The 17805-nt window shown below is 58.6% G+C and carries 22 protein-coding genes; 15 read left to right on the plus strand and 7 right to left on the minus strand.

Translation table 11 applies throughout. The annotated features are described in order from the left end of the window. Nucleotides 1-126 precede the first annotated feature (126 nt). A complete protein-coding gene (locus GTA51_RS09000; RefSeq protein WP_160960428.1) occupies nt 127-324 on the plus strand; it encodes a hypothetical protein in 198 nt (65 codons plus the stop codon). Nucleotides 325-637: 313 nt separating this feature from the next. On the opposite strand, the gene GTA51_RS09005 is transcribed toward GTA51_RS09000, so the two are convergent. Further along, the gene (locus tag GTA51_RS09005) at nt 638-2365 is read right to left on the minus strand and encodes a RelA/SpoT-related domain-containing protein (protein ID WP_160960429.1); all 1728 of its coding nucleotides are present in this window, start codon (nt 2363-2365) and stop codon (nt 638-640) included. A 108-nt stretch (nt 2366-2473) separates the two neighbouring features. On the opposite strand from GTA51_RS09005, the gene GTA51_RS09010 reads away from it, so the two are divergent. After that, a complete protein-coding gene (locus GTA51_RS09010; RefSeq protein ID WP_160960431.1) occupies nt 2474-3658 on the plus strand; it encodes a DNA polymerase IV in 1185 nt (394 codons plus the stop codon). Nucleotides 3659-3913: 255 nt separating this feature from the next. On the opposite strand, the gene GTA51_RS09015 is transcribed toward GTA51_RS09010, so the two are convergent. Further along, entirely contained in the window at nt 3914-4330 is a 417-nt protein-coding gene (locus GTA51_RS09015) for a hypothetical protein (protein ID WP_160960432.1), read from the minus strand. A 251-nt stretch (nt 4331-4581) separates the two neighbouring features. On the opposite strand from GTA51_RS09015, the gene GTA51_RS09020 reads away from it, so the two are divergent. From GTA51_RS09020 to GTA51_RS09050, 7 genes are all read left to right on the plus strand, one after another. Beyond that, on the plus strand, nt 4582-4854 hold the full coding sequence (locus GTA51_RS09020; protein ID WP_160960434.1) for an AtpZ/AtpI family protein: 273 nt from the start codon (nt 4582-4584) through the stop codon (nt 4852-4854). Continuing rightward, nucleotides 4841-5290: an ATP synthase subunit I gene (locus tag GTA51_RS09025; protein ID WP_439333321.1), complete on the plus strand. Its 450-nt coding sequence runs from the start codon at nt 4841-4843 to the stop codon at nt 5288-5290. Before GTA51_RS09020 ends, GTA51_RS09025 begins: the two co-directional genes overlap by 14 nt. 3 nt (nt 5291-5293) lie before the next feature. Continuing rightward, nucleotides 5294-6010 (plus strand): F0F1 ATP synthase subunit A, encoded by a 717-nt coding sequence (gene atpB, locus GTA51_RS09030; RefSeq protein WP_043635196.1) that lies wholly within the window; start codon nt 5294-5296, stop codon nt 6008-6010. A gap of 62 nt (nt 6011-6072) precedes the next feature. Beyond that, nucleotides 6073-6408 carry an ATP synthase F0 subunit C gene (gene atpE, locus GTA51_RS09035; protein WP_160960437.1) on the plus strand — a complete coding sequence of 112 codons (336 nt, stop codon included), beginning with the start codon at nt 6073-6075 and terminating at the stop codon, nt 6406-6408. A gap of 85 nt (nt 6409-6493) precedes the next feature. After that, the gene (locus GTA51_RS09040; RefSeq protein ID WP_160960438.1) at nt 6494-7168 is read left to right on the plus strand and encodes a redox-sensing transcriptional repressor Rex; all 675 of its coding nucleotides are present in this window, start codon (nt 6494-6496) and stop codon (nt 7166-7168) included. A 106-nt stretch (nt 7169-7274) separates the two neighbouring features. Next, nucleotides 7275-7994: an AzlC family ABC transporter permease gene (locus GTA51_RS09045; RefSeq protein ID WP_160960440.1), complete on the plus strand. Its 720-nt coding sequence runs from the start codon at nt 7275-7277 to the stop codon at nt 7992-7994. Then, nucleotides 7970-8299 carry an AzlD domain-containing protein gene (locus GTA51_RS09050; protein WP_160960441.1) on the plus strand — a complete coding sequence of 110 codons (330 nt, stop codon included), beginning with the start codon at nt 7970-7972 and terminating at the stop codon, nt 8297-8299. The genes GTA51_RS09045 and GTA51_RS09050 overlap by 25 nt, the downstream gene beginning before the upstream one ends. 13 nt (nt 8300-8312) lie before the next feature. Here the strand turns inward: GTA51_RS09050 and GTA51_RS09055 are convergent, their stop codons facing one another. After that, a complete protein-coding gene (locus GTA51_RS09055; protein WP_160960443.1) occupies nt 8313-10793 on the minus strand; it encodes a sigma 54-interacting transcriptional regulator in 2481 nt (826 codons plus the stop codon). Here GTA51_RS09055 and GTA51_RS09060 point away from each other — a divergent pair. The 6 genes from GTA51_RS09060 (at nt 10792) to GTA51_RS09085 (ending at nt 14624) form a co-directional block, all read left to right on the plus strand. After that, nucleotides 10792-11430, plus strand: a complete 639-nt coding sequence (locus tag GTA51_RS09060) for a universal stress protein (RefSeq protein WP_246198060.1) — start codon at nt 10792-10794, stop codon at nt 11428-11430. The genes GTA51_RS09055 and GTA51_RS09060 overlap by 2 nt on opposite strands. An 18-nt stretch (nt 11431-11448) precedes the next feature. Beyond that, nucleotides 11449-11745, plus strand: coding sequence for a DVU0150 family protein (locus GTA51_RS09065; RefSeq protein WP_160960444.1), 297 nt, complete (start codon nt 11449-11451; stop codon nt 11743-11745). 31 nt (nt 11746-11776) lie between these two features. Further along, on the plus strand, nt 11777-12832 hold the full coding sequence (locus GTA51_RS09070) for a sulfite exporter TauE/SafE family protein (RefSeq protein WP_160960446.1): 1056 nt from the start codon (nt 11777-11779) through the stop codon (nt 12830-12832). A gap of 31 nt (nt 12833-12863) precedes the next feature. Further along, nucleotides 12864-13472 (plus strand): DUF4881 domain-containing protein, encoded by a 609-nt coding sequence (locus GTA51_RS09075; protein ID WP_160960447.1) that lies wholly within the window; start codon nt 12864-12866, stop codon nt 13470-13472. Nucleotides 13473-13551: 79 nt separating this feature from the next. Further along, nucleotides 13552-13806 (plus strand): hypothetical protein, encoded by a 255-nt coding sequence (locus GTA51_RS09080; protein WP_160960449.1) that lies wholly within the window; start codon nt 13552-13554, stop codon nt 13804-13806. Then, on the plus strand, nt 13803-14624 hold the full coding sequence (locus GTA51_RS09085; RefSeq protein ID WP_160960450.1) for a hypothetical protein: 822 nt from the start codon (nt 13803-13805) through the stop codon (nt 14622-14624). Before GTA51_RS09080 ends, GTA51_RS09085 begins: the two co-directional genes overlap by 4 nt. Nucleotides 14625-14749: 125 nt before the next feature. Here GTA51_RS09085 and GTA51_RS09090 read toward each other — a convergent pair whose 3' ends face one another. The 4 genes from GTA51_RS09090 to GTA51_RS09105 all read right to left on the minus strand — a co-directional run. After that, a complete protein-coding gene (locus tag GTA51_RS09090; protein WP_160960452.1) occupies nt 14750-16087 on the minus strand; it encodes an ArsB/NhaD family transporter in 1338 nt (445 codons plus the stop codon). Between the two features lie 9 nt (nt 16088-16096). Further along, nucleotides 16097-16564 (minus strand): CBS domain-containing protein, encoded by a 468-nt coding sequence (locus tag GTA51_RS09095; RefSeq protein WP_160960453.1) that lies wholly within the window; start codon nt 16562-16564, stop codon nt 16097-16099. Nucleotides 16565-16643: 79 nt separating this feature from the next. Continuing rightward, entirely contained in the window at nt 16644-17159 is a 516-nt protein-coding gene (locus GTA51_RS20715) for a hypothetical protein (RefSeq protein WP_211922499.1), read from the minus strand. A 108-nt stretch (nt 17160-17267) separates the two neighbouring features. Then, nucleotides 17268-17805, minus strand: a 538-nt coding sequence (locus GTA51_RS09105; protein ID WP_246198061.1) for an SLC13 family permease, incomplete at its 5' end; no start/stop codon positions are given.

Here is a 17805-nt window from a genome sequence, read left to right on the forward strand (position 1 = left end):
GGGGCGCGAGACTGGCCGCACCCTAGCAAAAAAAGATTCCCGCTGTCCAACCGCAGCGCTAAACTACGCCGCGTCCTTGGCCGATAGGTTACGATAGAAGGGAATTTTCACCCTTTAGGAGGACATATGGACGCGATTGGCGGCAGCACTGCCGGGGCAGCGGCCTCGGCCATACAAAATCAGACGTTGGGCGCGCAGGTGGTGACGGAAACCATCAATAAGATGAACACGGATTCCAACGGCAAGGTCAACCCTGACCACGATTTTCAGACCAAAGTCCTCGCCGGCATGGGCAAGGGCACCCAGATTGACGTCGGCGTCTAGCGATACGGGTTGGATAACGAGCGCGGGGGCGCGGCCGATTGGCGTCGGTTGCGCCTCTTGCTTTTTGGCACACAGTGATTAGTTATTTCCAGGCTGTTAAAATTATTGCTATTCCATTATAAAATTTTCTTTGATTTCCTAAAAAATCTCTGTCATGGTCGATTCAGTGTTTATATGAAATCGTATATGTTTTTTCGAGGAATGAGTCCACTGCAAGAGGGAGATTTCTATGAGCTTTGACCCGATTGACTAACGGGAAAGGGGAGGCTGTCCAGCCTCCCCTTTTTCATTGTTCGCCCCAAATTGTACTGGTCTACCCTAGACTCATTATATCTGTGATGTGATTGATCTGAATGGAGAGGCTTGTCAGACTTAGCGTAGCGTAATTTGTTCCTCGATCACAGTCCGCTGCATATTTTTTGGCCAATTCTTTATACGTTGGTTCACGGCTTTCCATATATGCGCAATAGCAATAGTAGCCTGCAGTATCGAGAAGGTTGCTTGGAATTTCAATTTTTTTCGCTTTATTCTGATCCATGGCAGCGACAAGATCTTCATATGCGCGTTTTGCATCTTCACGCGCCGCCTGATAACATTCATTTTTATCGATATCATCTTTAGTGACATCGCCAGAAAACCTCCGCCTCTCCAACTGCCACTTCTCTGTCATAAACCAGCACACATTATTGCAATGGTTCGAAAACTCCTCTTGATAGTTTTCAAAATGAAGTTTCTTATCCTTCAAGAGGACTTCAACATCAAAAGTCAATTCGATTGACTTATTAATATATTCTTCACCAAGCATCCAATACGTATACGCGAGCTTTCGCTTTATCCACACTAAATTCTGACTAAATACTGACGAGTCACCTTGACTACTCATTGCCTTCTTGAGCATTAATTCGCTTCTGTCAAATGATCGAAGCGCCTTCGGAATCGATCCTTTTATAAGAAATATTTCTCCAATTCTAAAATGCAATACGTACCGCTCATTGTGATCTGGCAGAAGCTTCTCATACTTGGCTAAAGCTTCATCGTAATTATTATTCATCGACAAAAGCAGCGCTTCTTCCATTTCGAGCCAATAATTTAGCCGCCTGTCCGTAGTAACTTTTGCCCCAAACAGCCTGTAAATTTCATCTTTTAGAGCATCGAAGCTTTTTTGAGCCTCTTCAAAACTCAAATCCTCAATGGAGTGTTTATTCTTTACCAAATAACTAAATTTTTTAACATACGCTTCACACAGTCCCGTTACACCGTCAGCCTTCAAAGGCTCCGGATAAATTTCATTCTCGTACTGAAAATAGCGCTTAAGGCCACTTTTTTTAATTCCATACTGGTCCTTCGATGTCTCCTTATTATGAATGCTCTTCAAATGACTCATAAGGATATCACTTGTTTCAATATCCTTCGCCAACAAAGTAAAACTCTTTTTAATATGGGGATGAATCATGCCTCTTTTATACGACAACGCATGCTCGAGTTCACCCCAGACATCCTGAAGCAATGTTCGCAACTGTATCTCTAGTGGGCACGCATAACCGTTATAATTTCCATGCACGATATAATGGATCGACTTATAGCCTGACAGCTTTGTTGCAGGTTTAAAATCATTTTTTTGCTTAAAATACTTCTCAAAAGAGCTTCTAATATCGCTCAAAAACCACTCTTCGTTAAAATTGTATACTTTAAACTTTATAAGCTCAATATTTGTAGTTGATATTATTTCCAGGATAGCATCGTGAACTTTCACAATGTCTTCTTCAAACAAACACAAAATACGCAGCCCAGAAAAGTCTTCGATAGAATCAAGCGACACCCCTCTTCTTTTTGTTTTGAGATATACGCTTTCTGGAGTTTTTATTCTACACTTAGTTGAGTAGACTGGCACTTCTTTTTCATCTCGAGCCTTAATAATTGCCGACTCAACTTTATTTAGTAATGTTCTCCAATCATCGCAATGGTCCTTACAATACGCTTCTGCATCATCATAACTTGTACTTGCAACACCCCGGTCCTCTCTTGAAGCATCGCTCTCCATGAGATCCTCCGCCTAGACGGCCTAGATTTTTTTCATTACCTGTGCGCGGGAGAATTATTAAAACTCACCGCGTCGACACATTCATACATATAGAATTATATATTGTCAATGCATAATCACATCCCCATTCCCACCATCCTCCACCTCGACATGGACGCGTTTTTTGCCTCCGTCGAACAACACGACGACCCCGCCCTCAAAGGGCTGCCCGTCATCATCGGGCATGACCATCGCGGTGTCGTCTCCGCTGCTTCCTACGAGGCCCGCGCCTTTGGTGTGCGCTCGGCCATGCCCGTGTCCGAAGCGCGCCGGCGCTGCCCGCAAGGCGTCTTTTTGCCTGGCAACCGCCGCCGCTACAGTGAAGTCTCCCGGGTCGTCATGCACACCCTGGGACAGTTCTCGCCGCTTGTTGAACCCGCCTCCATCGACGAGGCTTATGTTGATATCACCGGCACGCAAACGCTTTTCGGCCCGGTCGAAACTCTGGCCCGGAGCATCAAGGACGCCGTGCGCGCCGCCACGGGCCTGGCCTGCTCTGTCGGCGTGGCTCCGGTCAAATTTATCGCCAAAATCGCCTCGGACTATGACAAACCCGACGGCCTGACCATTGTCACGCCCGAAAACGCCCTGGATTTCCTCGCCCCCCTGCCCGTTGGCAAAATCCCCGGGGTCGGCAAACGTGCCGAAGCGATCCTTGGCCGCCTGGGCATCCGTACCATCGCCGACCTGCGCCGCCACACCCCGGAATTCCTGGCCCGGCACTGCGGTTCCTACGGCCCGGCGCTCTACGAAAAAGCCCACGCCAGAGGCAACGCCACCCTGGTCACCGACCGCGAAGCCAAATCCGTCAGCGCCGAAAACACCTTCCACACCGATACCGCCGACCGGCACATCCTCGCCGCCTGGCTTCTGCGCCAGGCCGAACGCATCGGGCGCGAACTGCGCCAGGAAAATCTGCGCGGCCGCACTATCACCATCAAACTCAAATTCAATACCTTCAAACAAATCACCCGCAGCCGCACCCTGCCCCGGGCCACCGATTCCGACGCCGCCATTTTTGAGACCGCCCGGGAACTGCTCGACGCCGAACCGCTCCCCAGCCCCCTGCGCCTGATCGGCGTCGGCGTCTCCCATTTTGGCGACCCGCCGCGACAACTTTCGCTGTTGCCCGACCCGGTCCAGACCGAACACCAACACAACGGCAAAATCGACGCCGCCCTCGACACCATCCGCGACAAATTCGGCCGCCAGGCCATCATCCGCGGCCGGTTGTTTGAAAATGAGAAAAAGTGAGGGGAATTTACGGAAAAGAGTGCCTCCGGCGGCCGGGGGGGATAATCCCCCCCGGACCCCCTTGATAGGAGAAGTAGGGAAGGGGGTTATCGGCGCTGGTGGGGACTGTGGTCGGCTGTGGACTGGGACAGCCGAAGAGGACACTTGACGGGATACCACCGGTGCTGCTGCTCCCAGCCCCAAAGAGGGGGAATGGGGACGGCAGCCCGGAGAGGCGATGCCTCTCCGGGCGCACGAGCGTGGGACGCTGCGGGTCTACCGGCCGCCGGTGCCGCAGCCGGAACGCACCGACTGGCAGTAGGCGACGCAGGCCTTGTCGCCGCGGCACTTGGCAACGCAGGCCTGGTGCTGCTGGGCGCATTGCTGCGGCGTTTCAGGGGCGGGGTTGCCGAGCGTGGCGAGCATCTGCTGGGTCACCTGGATCGTGGGCAGATTGGGGGCCACAACCACGCCGTTTTGAATCTGCATGACCGCGCCGCAGGTCAGGTAGCACTGGGGAGCCACGGCGTTACAGACCACACTGGGGTCGTGATTGGACCCGTTGGGCATGACAATGGCGGCCACAGGCATGCCATCGGGCTTGACACAGTAGAGCTGGGTTTGGGCGCTAGCGACGGCGGCAGTGGCGAGCAGCAGGCCCAGGACGAAAAACGTGATGCACAGACGTTTCATACGGGGTTCCCTCCTTGCGGAAACGGTTTTCCGCTATCCTGGGTGTTACAACAAATCCTGGTCGTTGTCATGATTTTCAGGTAGAGAAAACCGGTTGCCGGACGGAATTGAAACCGCTTGAAATTGGGATGTCCCCGTTGACTTTTCTCGAGGGACCGTGCTAGGCCTTCGCGACTTGTGAACTTGTGCACGAGCGCCGGCCCTTGGGGGCCGTGGAGCCCGACGCCTTTCCCAAGGCAGGAGCCCTGACCATGCTTGGCAAGTTGATCAAGGACAGAACCGTTCGCGAAGCCATTGCTTCGGCTTCAGTGATCGGGCTCAATCTGGTTTCAGCCACCTTTGTGGGCCTGCTCATGGGCTGGTGGTTGGACCGCTGGCTTGATACCAAGCCCTGGCTTCTGCTGACGTTTTTGATTTTGGGCATTGCCGCAGGTTTTAAAAACGTGGTGGTTGAGGTCAAGAGAATCCAAAAGGCTGACGCCGAGGAACACGAAGAACATGGCGACACTGATGCGAAACCTTAAGGACGGACTGGAGCGGTGGCTGTTTCGCCGTGGCTACGTCCACCCCGAGGTGCGCGAACTGGTGCGCAACCAGGTGGTGCTCACGGCCCTGGTCTGTGCCGCCTGTCTGCCGTTTTCCGCTGTTTCCACGGCCGCCTGGTCCCTGGCTGCGGGCACGCTCATTATCAGTTTGAACTTTTGCTCGCTGGCCAAATTCGGCCAGCAGATTACGGGATATGGGAACAAGCGCGAGGCCATCGCGGCGGTGCTGGTCCGGTTTTATTTTCGGCTGGCGCTGACTGGTTTCGTGCTCTTTGGTTTGATTGTCTGGTTCGGGGCTTCGCCGTTGCCGCTTTTGGCCGGCATTACGACGGTGGTGGTTAACTTCCTCGTCTGGGGCGTCGCGCGCCATGCCGGCTCCAAGACGCACCAAACGCTTACGGGAAAGGAGGCATAGGACATGGCTGGTGGGTTGCCGCATCCGATTCTGCTCGTCGACGAGGTCGCGAAGAACGTTGGGCTGTATAAGCTCAACGACGTCTTCCACGCCCAGGTCATCGACACCAACGTCATTTACGCCTGGTTTGCCATGGGCCTGCTCATCATTTTGGGCATGCTGGCCACCCGCAAGCTCGCCATGGTGCCGAGCGGGTTGCAGAACTTTTTCGAAGTCGTCGTCGGCGGACTCGAGTCCTTCGTCGTCGAAAACATCGGCGAAAAGGGACGCAAGGTTTTTCCGTTCCTGTGCGCCCTGTTCCTGTTCATCATCACCGGCAACCTGATCGGTCTGGTTCCCGGCCTCGATTCCCCGACCAACAACGTGAACACCAACGCCGCCATGGCCTTGACCGTGTTCGCCTACTACAACTTCTGGGGCATCCGCATGTGGGGTGCCGGCTACATCAAGCACTTCATGGGACCGTTCTGGTGGCTGGTGCCACTCATGCTGCCCATCGAAATCATTTCGCACCTGGCCCGTCCGCTGTCGCTCACCCTGCGTCTGTTCGGCAACGTGCGCGGTGAGGAAATCGTCCTGGTGCTCCTGTTCGCCCTGGCTCCGGTGGTCGGCACCTTCCCGATGTACTTCCTGTTCTCGCTGGCCGACTGCATCCAGGCTTTCGTGTTCTTCATGCTGGCCATGATCTACCTCAAGGGCTCGCTGGAACACGCGCACTAGAATTCGGGGGAAATGGTCCTTAGGACCGTAACTTTAAACACCTGATTTTCAGGAGGATCGACATGCGTAAAGCTTTTATGACCATCTTCTCGACCGCTGCCCTGCTGTCCCTGGCTTCCGCTGCCTTCGCCGCTGGCGATGCCATGGCTGCCATCGGCACCATCTCCTGGGCCACTGCCATCGGCATGGGCCTGGCTGCTGCCGGCTGCGGTCTGGGTCAGGGTCTGGGCCTCAAGGCTGCCTGCGAAGGCACCGCCCGTAACCCCGAGGCTGGCGGAAAAATCACCGTCACCCTGATCCTCGGCCTGGCCTTCATCGAGTCCCTGGCCATTTACGCCCTGGTCGTCTGCCTGATCCTGCTCTTCGCCCACCCGTTCGCGAAGATCATCACCGGCTAATGACGGTTTGACCCGAAAGGAGGCCGGCAGCCCCGGCCTCCTTTTTTTTTCCATAAACCCTGCACGCACCAAAGGATGCCGCGCCTTGAAAAGCGAACACATCCCCAAGGCCACGATTAAGCGCCTGGCCATGTACGTGCAAGTGCTCGAAACGCTCAAGCGCGAAGGCTCGCAAGTCGTCTCCTCGGAACTCCTTGCCCGTACATGCTCTGTCAATCCCTCCCAGATCCGTAAAGATCTGGCCTATTTCGGTGAATTCGGCGTGCGTGGCGTGGGCTACCATGTCCAGGATCTCATCTACTCCATCAAACATTCCCTCGGCGTTGACCGGGTCTGGAAATGCGCCCTGGTCGGCGTTGGCAACCTGGGCAAAGCCTTGCTGCGGCATCAGGATTTCAAGTTTCGCGGCTTTGACATCGTCGGCGCATTCGACTGCGATCCGTTTAAAATCGGTGAGGAAATTTCCGGTCTGGAAGTGGTCTGCACCCGTCGGCTCAAAGACGCGGTCAAAGAACTGGGCATCGAGATCGGGCTGATTACCACGCCGGTCAACCGGGCCCAGCGGGCGGCCAATTTCCTGATTGAAGCCGGTGTCAAAGGGATTATCAACTATTCTCCGGCCATGCTCACCGTGCCGGCCGATATCTACGTCGAATACGTTGATTTTTTCCACCATTTCTATTCGGTGGCCTTCTCCATCACCCTCGACCGGCATCAGGAGCGACTTGGCTCAAACGACGAGGCCGACGAAGACGACTAAGCCCGGTCGCATCCGAGGCGGCAGTCCTGGTTCCCGGCCACGGCCGGTTTTTTTGTTCCAAGCCGAGCACCTGCCCCGCCCGCCCGCACGCAGCACCACACACACCATGCAGCAGTCCCAGTCGCCGCCGCCCGCTCGCGGCACACTTTGGAACAAAGCCCTGTCCCAGACCCTGCCCATTACTCTTGGCTATGTGCCGGTGGGCATGGCCTACGGTGTGCTGGCCGGCAAGGCCGGGTTGTCGGCGGTCAATGTGCTGCTCATGTCCGTCCTGGTCTATGCCGGTTCGGCCCAGCTGGTGGCCGTTGGCCTGTTTGCCGCCGGCGCTTCGGGCGCGGCCATCGTGGCCACGACCGTGGCCGTCAATCTGCGCCATGTGCTGTTTTCAGCGGCCATGGCCCCGCTGCTGTCGGGCTGGCGCAAGCGGGAACTGGCGGCGTTTGCCTTTGAACTGACGGATGAGAGCTTTGCCCTGCACGCAGCCCGGTTTGGCCGGGGCGACCGGGGCAAAGAGCTGACCCTCTCTATCAATGTCCTGGCCCAGGCTTCCTGGGTGGCCGGAACGGCCCTTGGCGTGGCTCTTGGCGACGTCTTGGGCGACGGCCGGGCTTTTGCCTTGGATTTTGCTTTGCCGGGTATGTTTCTGGCTTTGCTTGCCGGACAGGTGGGCAGCCGGTCACAGGTGGCGGCGGCTGTGGTCGGGGCGGGCTTGTCATTGGCCGCGTGCGGGCTTGGCATCACCGGCTTTGGCGCGCTGGCGGCCGGGTTGGCCGGCGCCGGCTGTGGTCTTGGAGTGGAAAAATGGATGACGCGACGACATTTGTAACCATTGCCGGCATGGCTGCGGTGACCTACGCCACCCGCTCGGGACCGCTGCTTTTTCTGGCCGGGCGCACCCTGGCACCCTCAGCCATCCGCTTTCTGGCCCACGTGCCGGCGGCGGTCCTGGCCGCCCTGGCAGCACCGGCCCTGCTGCGCCCGCAAGGCCAGTTTGACATGAGCCTGGACAATGCCATCCTCTGGGCCGGCTTGGCCGCCTTTGCCCTGGCCCTGCGCACCAAGGGCTTTTTCGGTCCGGTGGCTCTTGGCATGGGTCTTGTGGCCGCGGTTCGCTTCTTGTCCGGGGCGTAACCGATCCGGGCTGTCACTCGTTTCGCTGACCCGCCAGACGATAGCGGGTGGCCGGCCCCCGCCCTTCCTTGCGCACAATGCCGCGCGTCACCAAATCCTGCAAATCATGCTGGGCCGTTCGCTGGGGCACATCGCTCCCGCCGGCATCCTGATAGTCCTGGCGGGTAAAGGTCGGCCGGTCCAGAAGGCTGCGCAAGGCCTTGCGTTGGCGGCTGGACAGGGGGCTGTCCAACACCGGCGCTTCGCCGTCCAGGGCTGGGACAGGACTGCTCCCGTGGTGTGACACAGCACTGCCCGGTTCCTCATCTTCAAAATGAATCTCCTCGGCCAGGATCAACTCCCGTTCGGCCAGAGCGGCGGCCCGGATGATGCAGTTTTTCAGTTCCCGCACATTGCCGGGCCAGACATGCTGCAGCAGCTTGTCCAAGGCCCCACGCGACAAGGCCAGCTCTCCTTTGCCCATCCGCCGGCCGGCCAGTTTGAGAAAATAGCCGGCCAGCACCGGGATGTCGTCCTGGCGCTCCCGCAAAGCCGGTGTAGTGACGGCCAACACCTGCAAGCGGTAAAAGAGATCCTCCCGAAATTCCCCAGAGGCCACCAGATCCTTTAAATTGACGTTGGTGGCGGCAATGACCCTGGCGTCGAAGGGTTGTTCGTCATCGCTCCCCAGGGGACTGATGCGCCGCACGGAGAGGGCCCGCAACAGCGCCTGCTGGACCCGGGGCGAGGCGTTGCCGATTTCGTCGAGTAACAGCGTGCCGCCATCAGCTGCCAAAAACGCGCCCTTGCGATCGCTTTTAGCCTCGGAAAAAGCCCCTTTGACATGGCCGAACAGGGCATCCATGAGTAAATTCTCATCCAGTGCGCCGCAATTGATGGAAATAAAGGGCATTGCCTTTCGGCGGCTGAGGCGATGGATGGCGTCGGCGGTCAGCTCCTTGCCGGTGCCGGTTTCGCCGATAATCAGGACGTCAGCATCTGTGGCGGCTATTTTTTGAATCCGGGTCAACAGCATATCCATGGCCCGGCTTTCGCCGACGAGATCTTCCAAGGCTTCGGCCTGGAGCCCTTGGCGCGAAGTTGGCGCGACAAGTTGCACTTTTTCTCTGGCGCGAACCGAGCGCAATCGCTCATCCCTGGCTTTTATTTCCATTTCTTTGGATAAAAGCGCTGCCACCAGATTGTTGATGGCCCGTTTGAGGGTGGCGGTGTCCAGGTCGCTGTCCGGGAGATCAATCTCGTGGAGTTCGCCTTCTTTTCGCATGGAGCGGACTTCTTCGGCCAGACGAAGGATCGGCTTGGTGATCAAGCGGGCCAGGACGAGAATGCATCCCGCCATGGTTAAAATCGCGCCAACGGTTGTGACGAAAAGGATGTTGAACTGCCCGAATTCTGCGGCCCGGGGCAGCAGGCTGCGATCAATGTAAATGATGCCGCCGATGATCTCTCGTTCCCCGTTGCCGGAACTGCGAAACCGCACCGGCGCATAGCCGATGAAATCCTCGCTGGAGGCCAGTTTGGACGGTCCAAAATCGGGTTCGCCACGCTCCATGCCGGAATGGCCCTGCTGCAGGGCCGACACCATGCGCCAGAAGGTCTCGTGGCGCGGTCCGGGGCGAAAGGCGTCATCGTAGCCGGGTTTGCCATGATCGCCGGAAAATCCGGTCTTGGCCGTTTCCACTGAAAGCTGGTGCAAGGGTTCTTCGATGTTTTCAGACTGAAAGAGAATCCAACCGCGCTCGTCCAGGAACAGGCTCAACCGGTTTTCCGCTGTGCGGTTATACCCCAGCAGCGGCGAGCGTGGTGAATTGTAAAGCGACAAGACGTTGCGCAGTTGCCGGGCATCCACGGAGAGGACGAGATACCCGGCCAGACGGCCGTCGCTTTCCAGCACCGGGGTTGTCAGGCGCAGCAGGCTCAGATCGCGATGGCGGGGCTGGGCTCCAAACCCGGTGGGCGGATAATAGACTTCGATCAGATCGGACAGGGTGACCTGCCCCCGCCCCAGGCCGACAGCTTTGCGCGACACGACAAAGGGGCTGTTTTTGGCTTGCAGGGCCACCTCCGGCGGCACTTCCTCCACCCGGTTCCCGTCTTTGAGAAACGCGTATTGGTTCTCCGTCCCCTCGCCCACATAGGCCGCTTCGGCATAGATCTCCCCCCGGGCAATGGCTGAGGATTCCATGAAGTTCCGCAAGCGTTCCCGGGTCATGGGGCGATGGGCCAGGGCCACGATGTCCTCGCGGCAGCCTTCCAGCAGGGTTTCGATCTCGTGGGCCTGGGCCAGGGTCAGGGTCAGGGAACTGCGCCCCAGGGCCAAGTCTATGTAGCGATTGGAAAAAATATTGAGAACGAGGCCCGTTACGCCAAGGACGGCGATGACTGGCGGGATGAGAAAAACCAGCAGTTTTTTGCGAATGCTCCAATCAGAGAGACCCTTGATATAGGCTGGGGAGGGACCGGTGTGGCTTGAGCGACGCAGCAGGCGCAGCATGGGCACTCCTGAAGGCTTTCAGTCTTTGGCGCGTTTTGCGCTATCCAGGCCAACTGGCGCTATCAATGCGCAAATATCCCGCCATTCTGTCAAGCGCTTTTTTTCACTATTTAAATTTATCCATACAATTCAACTTACAAAACACGCCGGCACACCCCTTGCTAAAAGAAGCGCGAAGGCGACGCAGCCAAACGCGTCGATTCAAAAAGGAGGTGTTGTGATGCGGATTCTCGTAGCTCTCGATCAGTCCCCGTTTGCGGTGACCGTGCTGGAAAAAGCCATCGCTCTGGCCAAAACCCAAGGCGCGACCCTGTCCATCATGACCGTGGCTGAGGATTTCTTCGATCTGGGTGACTACCTGGACGTCGTTTCCGTGACTGATAAAATTTTTGCGGCGACCAAGGCCGACGCCCAAAAGTACGGCGACCTCGCCAAGGCTTCCGGCATTGATGCCGAGGTTGTGGTTGAACAGGGGGTTTCCCCGGCGGATCTGATCATCGCCCACGCCGAAAACAAGGCTATCGACATGATCGTCATGGGCCACCAAGGGAAAAAAGGCCTGTCAAAATATCTGATCGGCAGCGTGGCTGCCCGCGTCGTGTCCCATGCGCCCTGCTCGGTCCTCGTGATTCGTTAACTTAAGAAGGGGGAAGACATGTTCACGAAAACCAAGGCTCTGTTCGCCTGCGTCGTAACTTTTGCGCTCCTGGCTCCGGCAATGGCCTTTGCCGCCGGCGGCGGCGGCGCACCCATCGTCATGGTGGCCGACACCCGCAAACTGACCGGCATTATGGCCTGGTGGGCCAACCTCTACAACGAGTCCCACCTCTACTTCACCATCCTGACCGTCATTCTCATTCCGCTGATTGGCGTGATCTTCGGCGTGCTGGCCGACATCATCATGCACTTCATCGGCATTGACTTGAAGTCCCGCGACCTGGCCGAACATTAAACCGGACCGCTAGGCAAAAAGGAGAATCCACATGGAATGGCTTTACATCCTCATGCCCATCGCGGGCGTTAAAATCTTCTGGCCGGGCCTTATCATCCTGGGCATCGGCGTCGGCGTCATCGGCGGCTTCTTCGGCATGGGCGGAGCCTGGATGGTCACCCCGGGCCTTAACATCCTCGGCTTCCCCATGGCCTTTGCCATCGGCACCGACATCGCCCACATGGCCGGAAAATCGCTTATTTCCACCATGCGCCACGGCAAGTTCGGCAACGTCGATTACAAGCTCGGCTTCATCATGCTTGTCGGAACCATCGTCGGCTTCGAAGTCGGTGCCCAGATGATTATGTGGCTCGAGCGTATCGGCAAAGTCGATATGGTCGTGCGCTGGATCTACCTGGGGTTACTGGCCTTTATCACCTGGATGGTCTTTACCGACATCGCCCGCCGCAAGGCCAAGGACCGCGCTGCCATCGCCTCCGGCCAGGAAGTGGACAAGAATGCCACGGGTCTTGAGTGGCACAAGACCCTGCACAAGATCAAGATCCCGCCCATGGTGCACTTAAACGTGGCCGGCATCTACTGCTCCGCCTGGCTGCCCATTGCCGTCAGCTTCTTCACCGGCTGGTTGGCTGGTATCCTCGGCATCGGCGGCGGTCTGATCCGCATGCCCGCCCTGATCTACCTTGTCGGCTGCCCGACCCACGTCGCCGTCGGCACCGACCTCTTTGAAGTCGCCATCTCCGGCCTCTATGGCGCTGCCTCCTACACCTACAAGGGACGCACCGAACTCGTGGCCGCCATCATCATGCTCATCGGCGCGGCCATGGGTGCCCAGGTCGGCGCTGTGGCCACCAAGTACATCAAGGGCTACGGCATCCGCTACGTCTTCGGACTGGCCGTTATCGGCTGCGGCATCTCGATCTTCTTAAAGCTCCTCGGGGTCTATATTCCCTCCGTCGCCGGCGTCTGCGACATCATCGCCACCTACCTCATTCTGGGTCTGGTGTCCGGCATGGCGCTCTACATTACGATCAAGATGGTCCAGGGAGCGAAGCGGGAAATAGCCATGAAGAAGGCCAAGGCCTAAGCGCGCAACAGCCAAAGGAAAGGAGAACGCCATGCGTACCATACTCAAGAAAATGCTGCTGGCCGCCCTGCCCGTCGTCTTCCTGGCCGGCTGCGTGGAATACGGCAAGGTAGACCAGGGCCGCACCGTGGCCGTGGACAAGGACAAAAAGACCGTCACCTTCATCCGCGACAAGGCCAACGACTGGCAAAAGCCCGACTACACCTATCTGCCGGCCCTGACCTACAGTTTCCCCACTGTGCCGGCGGAAATGGGCGAAATCCCCAAGGCCGGTCTGCGGATGAAGATGGATGCCGACAAGAGCCAGATCGTGCTGTACGATCCCAAAAAGCAGAACTTCGAGACCATTGCCATCCAGATCGTGGACAAGCAGGAAGGCATCGATGGCAAGCACCCGCTTGTCTACGATGTAGCCGCTGACAAGGCCAAGGTGTTCCCGGCCCTGGACAAGGATAAGAAGACCGTCACCATCTACTCCGGCCGCCAGAAGCTGCTGGTCACCTTCATCGTCCCTGAGGAATACGCCGCCCTGCCCGCCACGGCCTGGGATTCCGGCGACGAAGTGCGCGTCTACTACAAGGAAGACGGCAAGGCTTTGCGCCTGATGAACGTTACCAAGACCAACATCTTTAAGAAGTAAGGAATCCGCAACCCCACACCCCGCCAAGCCGTTCCGGTCCGCCCGCTCGGGCCGGGACGGCCCTTAAAAGGAGCCTGCCATGATCTTCGAACGCTCTTCCAGCCCTGCCCCGGAACTCAACGCCCGCCAGCGCTGGGCCGTCGTCGCCATGGATGTGGCCATGCTTGCCGAAGTCACCGTTTCCGTCTATTTAGCCTCCAAGCAACCCGACGAATTCACGCCGGTTTTCATGAAGGTGTTTTTCTCCATGCTCATCCCCACCCTGGCCGCCGGCATTTTCGCCATCCGCCGCTTCCGTGACCGCAGCGCCCCTGACGCCGGAGTCGAAGCGTGAGCGAACTGCGGCTCCTGCGGCTGCGGGAAATCCTTGGCTGGATCGCCGCCGCCTTTTGCCTGTGCGCCGCCATGGGTCTGGCCGACAGCTTCGTCAACAGCTTCCGCACCGGACCCAACACCTTTGCCGTCGTGGCCGGCGGCACGGAAAGCTTATCCGGCCCCCTGCCCGTCGAAGCGGCCGACGCCGCGTCCATGGTCGTAACCATCGACCGGCCCGGCCTGACCTTTGACATCACCACCCAGCAGCAAGGCTTCTGGATGGGCAACCGCATGTGGCAGGGTGTCCTGACCGTCGCCCCGGACGCCAAACCCGGCCCGGCCACCGTCATTTTGCGCAGCCCGGCCGGCGAGAGCGCCTCTCCGGTCCAGGCCTTTATCATCCAGGTCTACCCGGACCAGATAGCCCTTAACGCCGCCTCCAATTCCAACAGCATCCGCCTGCTCGGCCTCTCGCCCATGGCCGTGGCCGCCTACTGCCTGATCTTTGCCTGTCTGGCCGGCCTGTGCGTCTACCTGACCACCCGCCGCCTGGAAGCCCTGTGGACTGCTGCCGGCAAGGCCGTGGTCTACATGACCAAAAAGACCCCGGACGGACTGCTCATTTCCTTTGGCCTGGGCACAGACCAGGGACTCGCCACCGGCGCGCCCGTGGCTGTGCATGACGAATCCGGCCTGCCGGTGGCCATGGCCTCGGTGGTGCGCTGCGCGTCGGGCGACGCCACAGCCCTGGTCATGGGCGACGGCAAGGTGGCCCTGGGCAACATCGTGCGTCTGGCCGACACCTCGGATCAGGCCGTTTCGCCGCCCCAGGCCTGAGCCGCCCGACTGCTCCCCGCGCCCCCGTGCGGGCTGGACAAGGGCCGCGGCCTGCTCCTTTGCCGACTGTGCGCCACCCCAACGCGCATCACCCGCGGCAACACCCCTCGCCTTCCCGGCGATGGCTACCAGTGCAGCACATAATAGCGCAGGTACAGATACGCCATGGAAATGGCCACGGTCATGAACATGACCGGCACGCCGTATTTCATGAAGCGCAAAAACGTGATCTTGTTGCCGGCCTTCTCGCTCAGGCCAACCACGATGACGTTGGCTGAAGCCCCGATGGCCGTGCCGTTGCCGCCAAGGCAGGCCCCGAGCGCCAGGGACCACCACACCGGCATCATGGTGGGATGTTGGAGCAGATCAAACCCTTTCAGGCCGGTGGAGGGGCCGAGAATCTTTTCGGCCATATCCACCAGCAGCGGATTCATGGTGGCGACAAACGGAATGTTGTCCACAATGGCCGAGGCGATGCCCGCAAACCAGACCATGACCATGGTGAGTGTCAGCATGCTTTCCGGGGTGGGGCCGGTCAACGCGATCATTTTGCTTGAAAGCAGTTCGATAAAGCCCACCTTCACCGTGCCGCCGATGATGATGAAAAGGCCGATAAAGAAAAAGATGGTGGACCATTCCACCTCGGCCAGGACGTGGTGCGGATCTTCGTCAGACAGCAGCAGCAGCAGGGCCGCGCCGCCAAGGGCCACCGTGGCCGGCTCAAAATGCAGGACTCCGTGAAACATGAAGCCGAGGATGGTCAGGCCCATGACCGCCCCGGATTTTTTGAGTAGTCCCGGATCTTTGATCAGGACTTTTTCATTCATGGCCATAATGCGGGCCTTGAGATCCTCGCGCACCTGCAGGCGTTTGCCAAAGATGAGCTTCCAGACAAACAGCCACACCACCATGGAGATGATGATGGCCGGAGCAAGGTTGTAGATAAACGCCATGAAGTCGAGGCCGGCTTTGGAGGCGATCATGATGTTGGGCGGATCGCCGATGAGCGTGGCCGTGCCGCCGATGTTGGATGCCAGGGCCTCGGTGATGAGGTAGGGCACCGGGTCCACCTCCAGCTCCTTGGCGATGAGCAGGGTGACCGGCGCCAGCAAAAGCACCGTGGTCACGTTATCAAGCAGGGCCGAGGCCACGGCAGTGACCACGGCGAAGATGAGCATGACCCGGAACGGGTCGCCCTTGGCCACTTTGGCGGCTTTGATGGCCACGTACTGAAACACCCCGGTCTTGGTCATGATGTTGACCATGATCATCATGGAGATCAAGAGGAAGATGACGTTCCAGTCCACGCCGAGATCGATGTCGTGCAGCGCGTCATGCTGGGTCAGCACTTTGGTCAAAAGGGTCAGGGCCGCTCCGAACAGGGCCACTTTGGTCTTGTGTATTTTTTCCGAGACAATGACCGCATAGGCGGTGAAAAAAATGCCGACAGCTACCCAGAACATGGGGACTCCTTAGCGAAGCTCCGGGCAGATCCGCCCGAAGAGGCATATCAGTTCGGCCACCATGGCCCCGCGATCGACTTCACCAAGCAGCCTGCCGTCGTTTGCCAGGACAGGCAGGGCGTTGACGCCCTTTTCCGTGAAAAGGACTTCGGCTTCCACAAAATGGGCGTCCTCAAACAGGGTGACGCACCGGGAAACCATGATGTCTTTGGCGACTGTTCCTTTGTTCTCCTCCAGAATCCGGGCCGCAAAGTTTTCATCTTCGCCCATGGCCCGGGCCATGTTGGAGTCGAGATAAAAGGGCGTGAGCACCTTGAGCAGATCGTAGCTGGAGATCACGCCCAAAAGCCGGCCGGCGGCATCGATCACGTAGAGCAGGCGTGAAGCCTTGCCCCGCATGCTGCACAACAGTCCGATCAAGGTTTCATTCGGACCGACCGTGGCCAGATCCGTGTGCATGATGGTGGAGACCTTCATACGAGCATACTCCTTGTGGTCTTTGCAAAGACGGGGACGCCGGGAACGCTGCACGGTCGGAAAAGCTGCGTTCCAGGCCTCAGGGGAGGATCTGTCCCCGAAAGCGGGTCAACTCCAGGTGATAGGCTTTGCCATCGGGGGAGATCTTCAGGCTGGCCGGCTGGTCCCCGGACACCAGCCCGTCCATTTCGTACCAGACGGCGGCCTCGTCGCTGACGAAGCGCACGGTCTCGGCCTTGAGCCGAAATGACGGCAGGCTGCGGCGCAGCCGTTGGCTGACGGCTGCGGGCAATTGCTGCGACGCCTCTCCCCGGTCACGCCGGTACACCGTTCCATCGCCGTGCACGTCCAATTCCACCACCCGACCATTGGGCATGATGCCGCAGACCTGATAGCGCACGCCAGCGGTGCCGTGCAGGGCCACGCGCACGTCGGTGACAACGATGCCCCGGGCCGCCCGGCCAATGGCCCGACGCACCGAATCCGGGACAGACCCCGGGTCCAGCGCGGCCTCGTCATCCCCTGTCTGCCCCCTGGCGGCGCGGGACAGGCAATAGATCAGCAACAGAAACGAAAGGTAGAACACCGTTCCCATAGTCGCACTCCGTATGCGGCCGGCGCGGTGGCTACTGGTTTGCAGTCGGCGCGCCGGCCATGTCTTGTCTCCCGCCGCCGGCCGGCGGCGGGACTACGGCGACCGGGACTATTTCTTCGGAATGGCCCAGTCGGGCAGCACGGACAGGTCCACGCCCCAGGCCCAGGGCATGAGGAAATAGACCACCAGGGTGATCTGGATGATTCCCAGGATGTTGAGCCACAGACCCGTGCGGGCCATCTGCCGGATGGTCACCGCACCGGAGCCGAAAACCACGGCGTTTGGCGGCGTGGCCACAGGCAGCATGAAGGCATAGGAACAGGCGATACAGGCGGCCACGATGGGACCAAGGGGGTTGATCTTCATGCCCACGGCAATGGCCCCCATGACCGGAATCATCAGCGTGGCCACGGCGGTGTTGGAGGTCACTTCCGTGAGGAAGATGTTTAAGGCCACGATGCAGGCAATGATCCAGATGAGCTGCATGCCCTCGAGATCGACCAGCAGGCCGGCAATGTACGGTTCTTCGACGCTTGAAATGGAATTGACCTTATCCTCCGGCGAGGGGTAGCGACCCTCTCGGAGGCTCAAAATGCGTACAGAAGATATCTTCGCCCTGGGACTGGGTCTGACTCCCCCCTGGCAG

Source organism: Solidesulfovibrio aerotolerans (assembly GCF_009856865.1).
In the GTDB taxonomy this organism is placed as follows: domain Bacteria; phylum Desulfobacterota; class Desulfovibrionia; order Desulfovibrionales; family Desulfovibrionaceae; genus Solidesulfovibrio; species Solidesulfovibrio aerotolerans.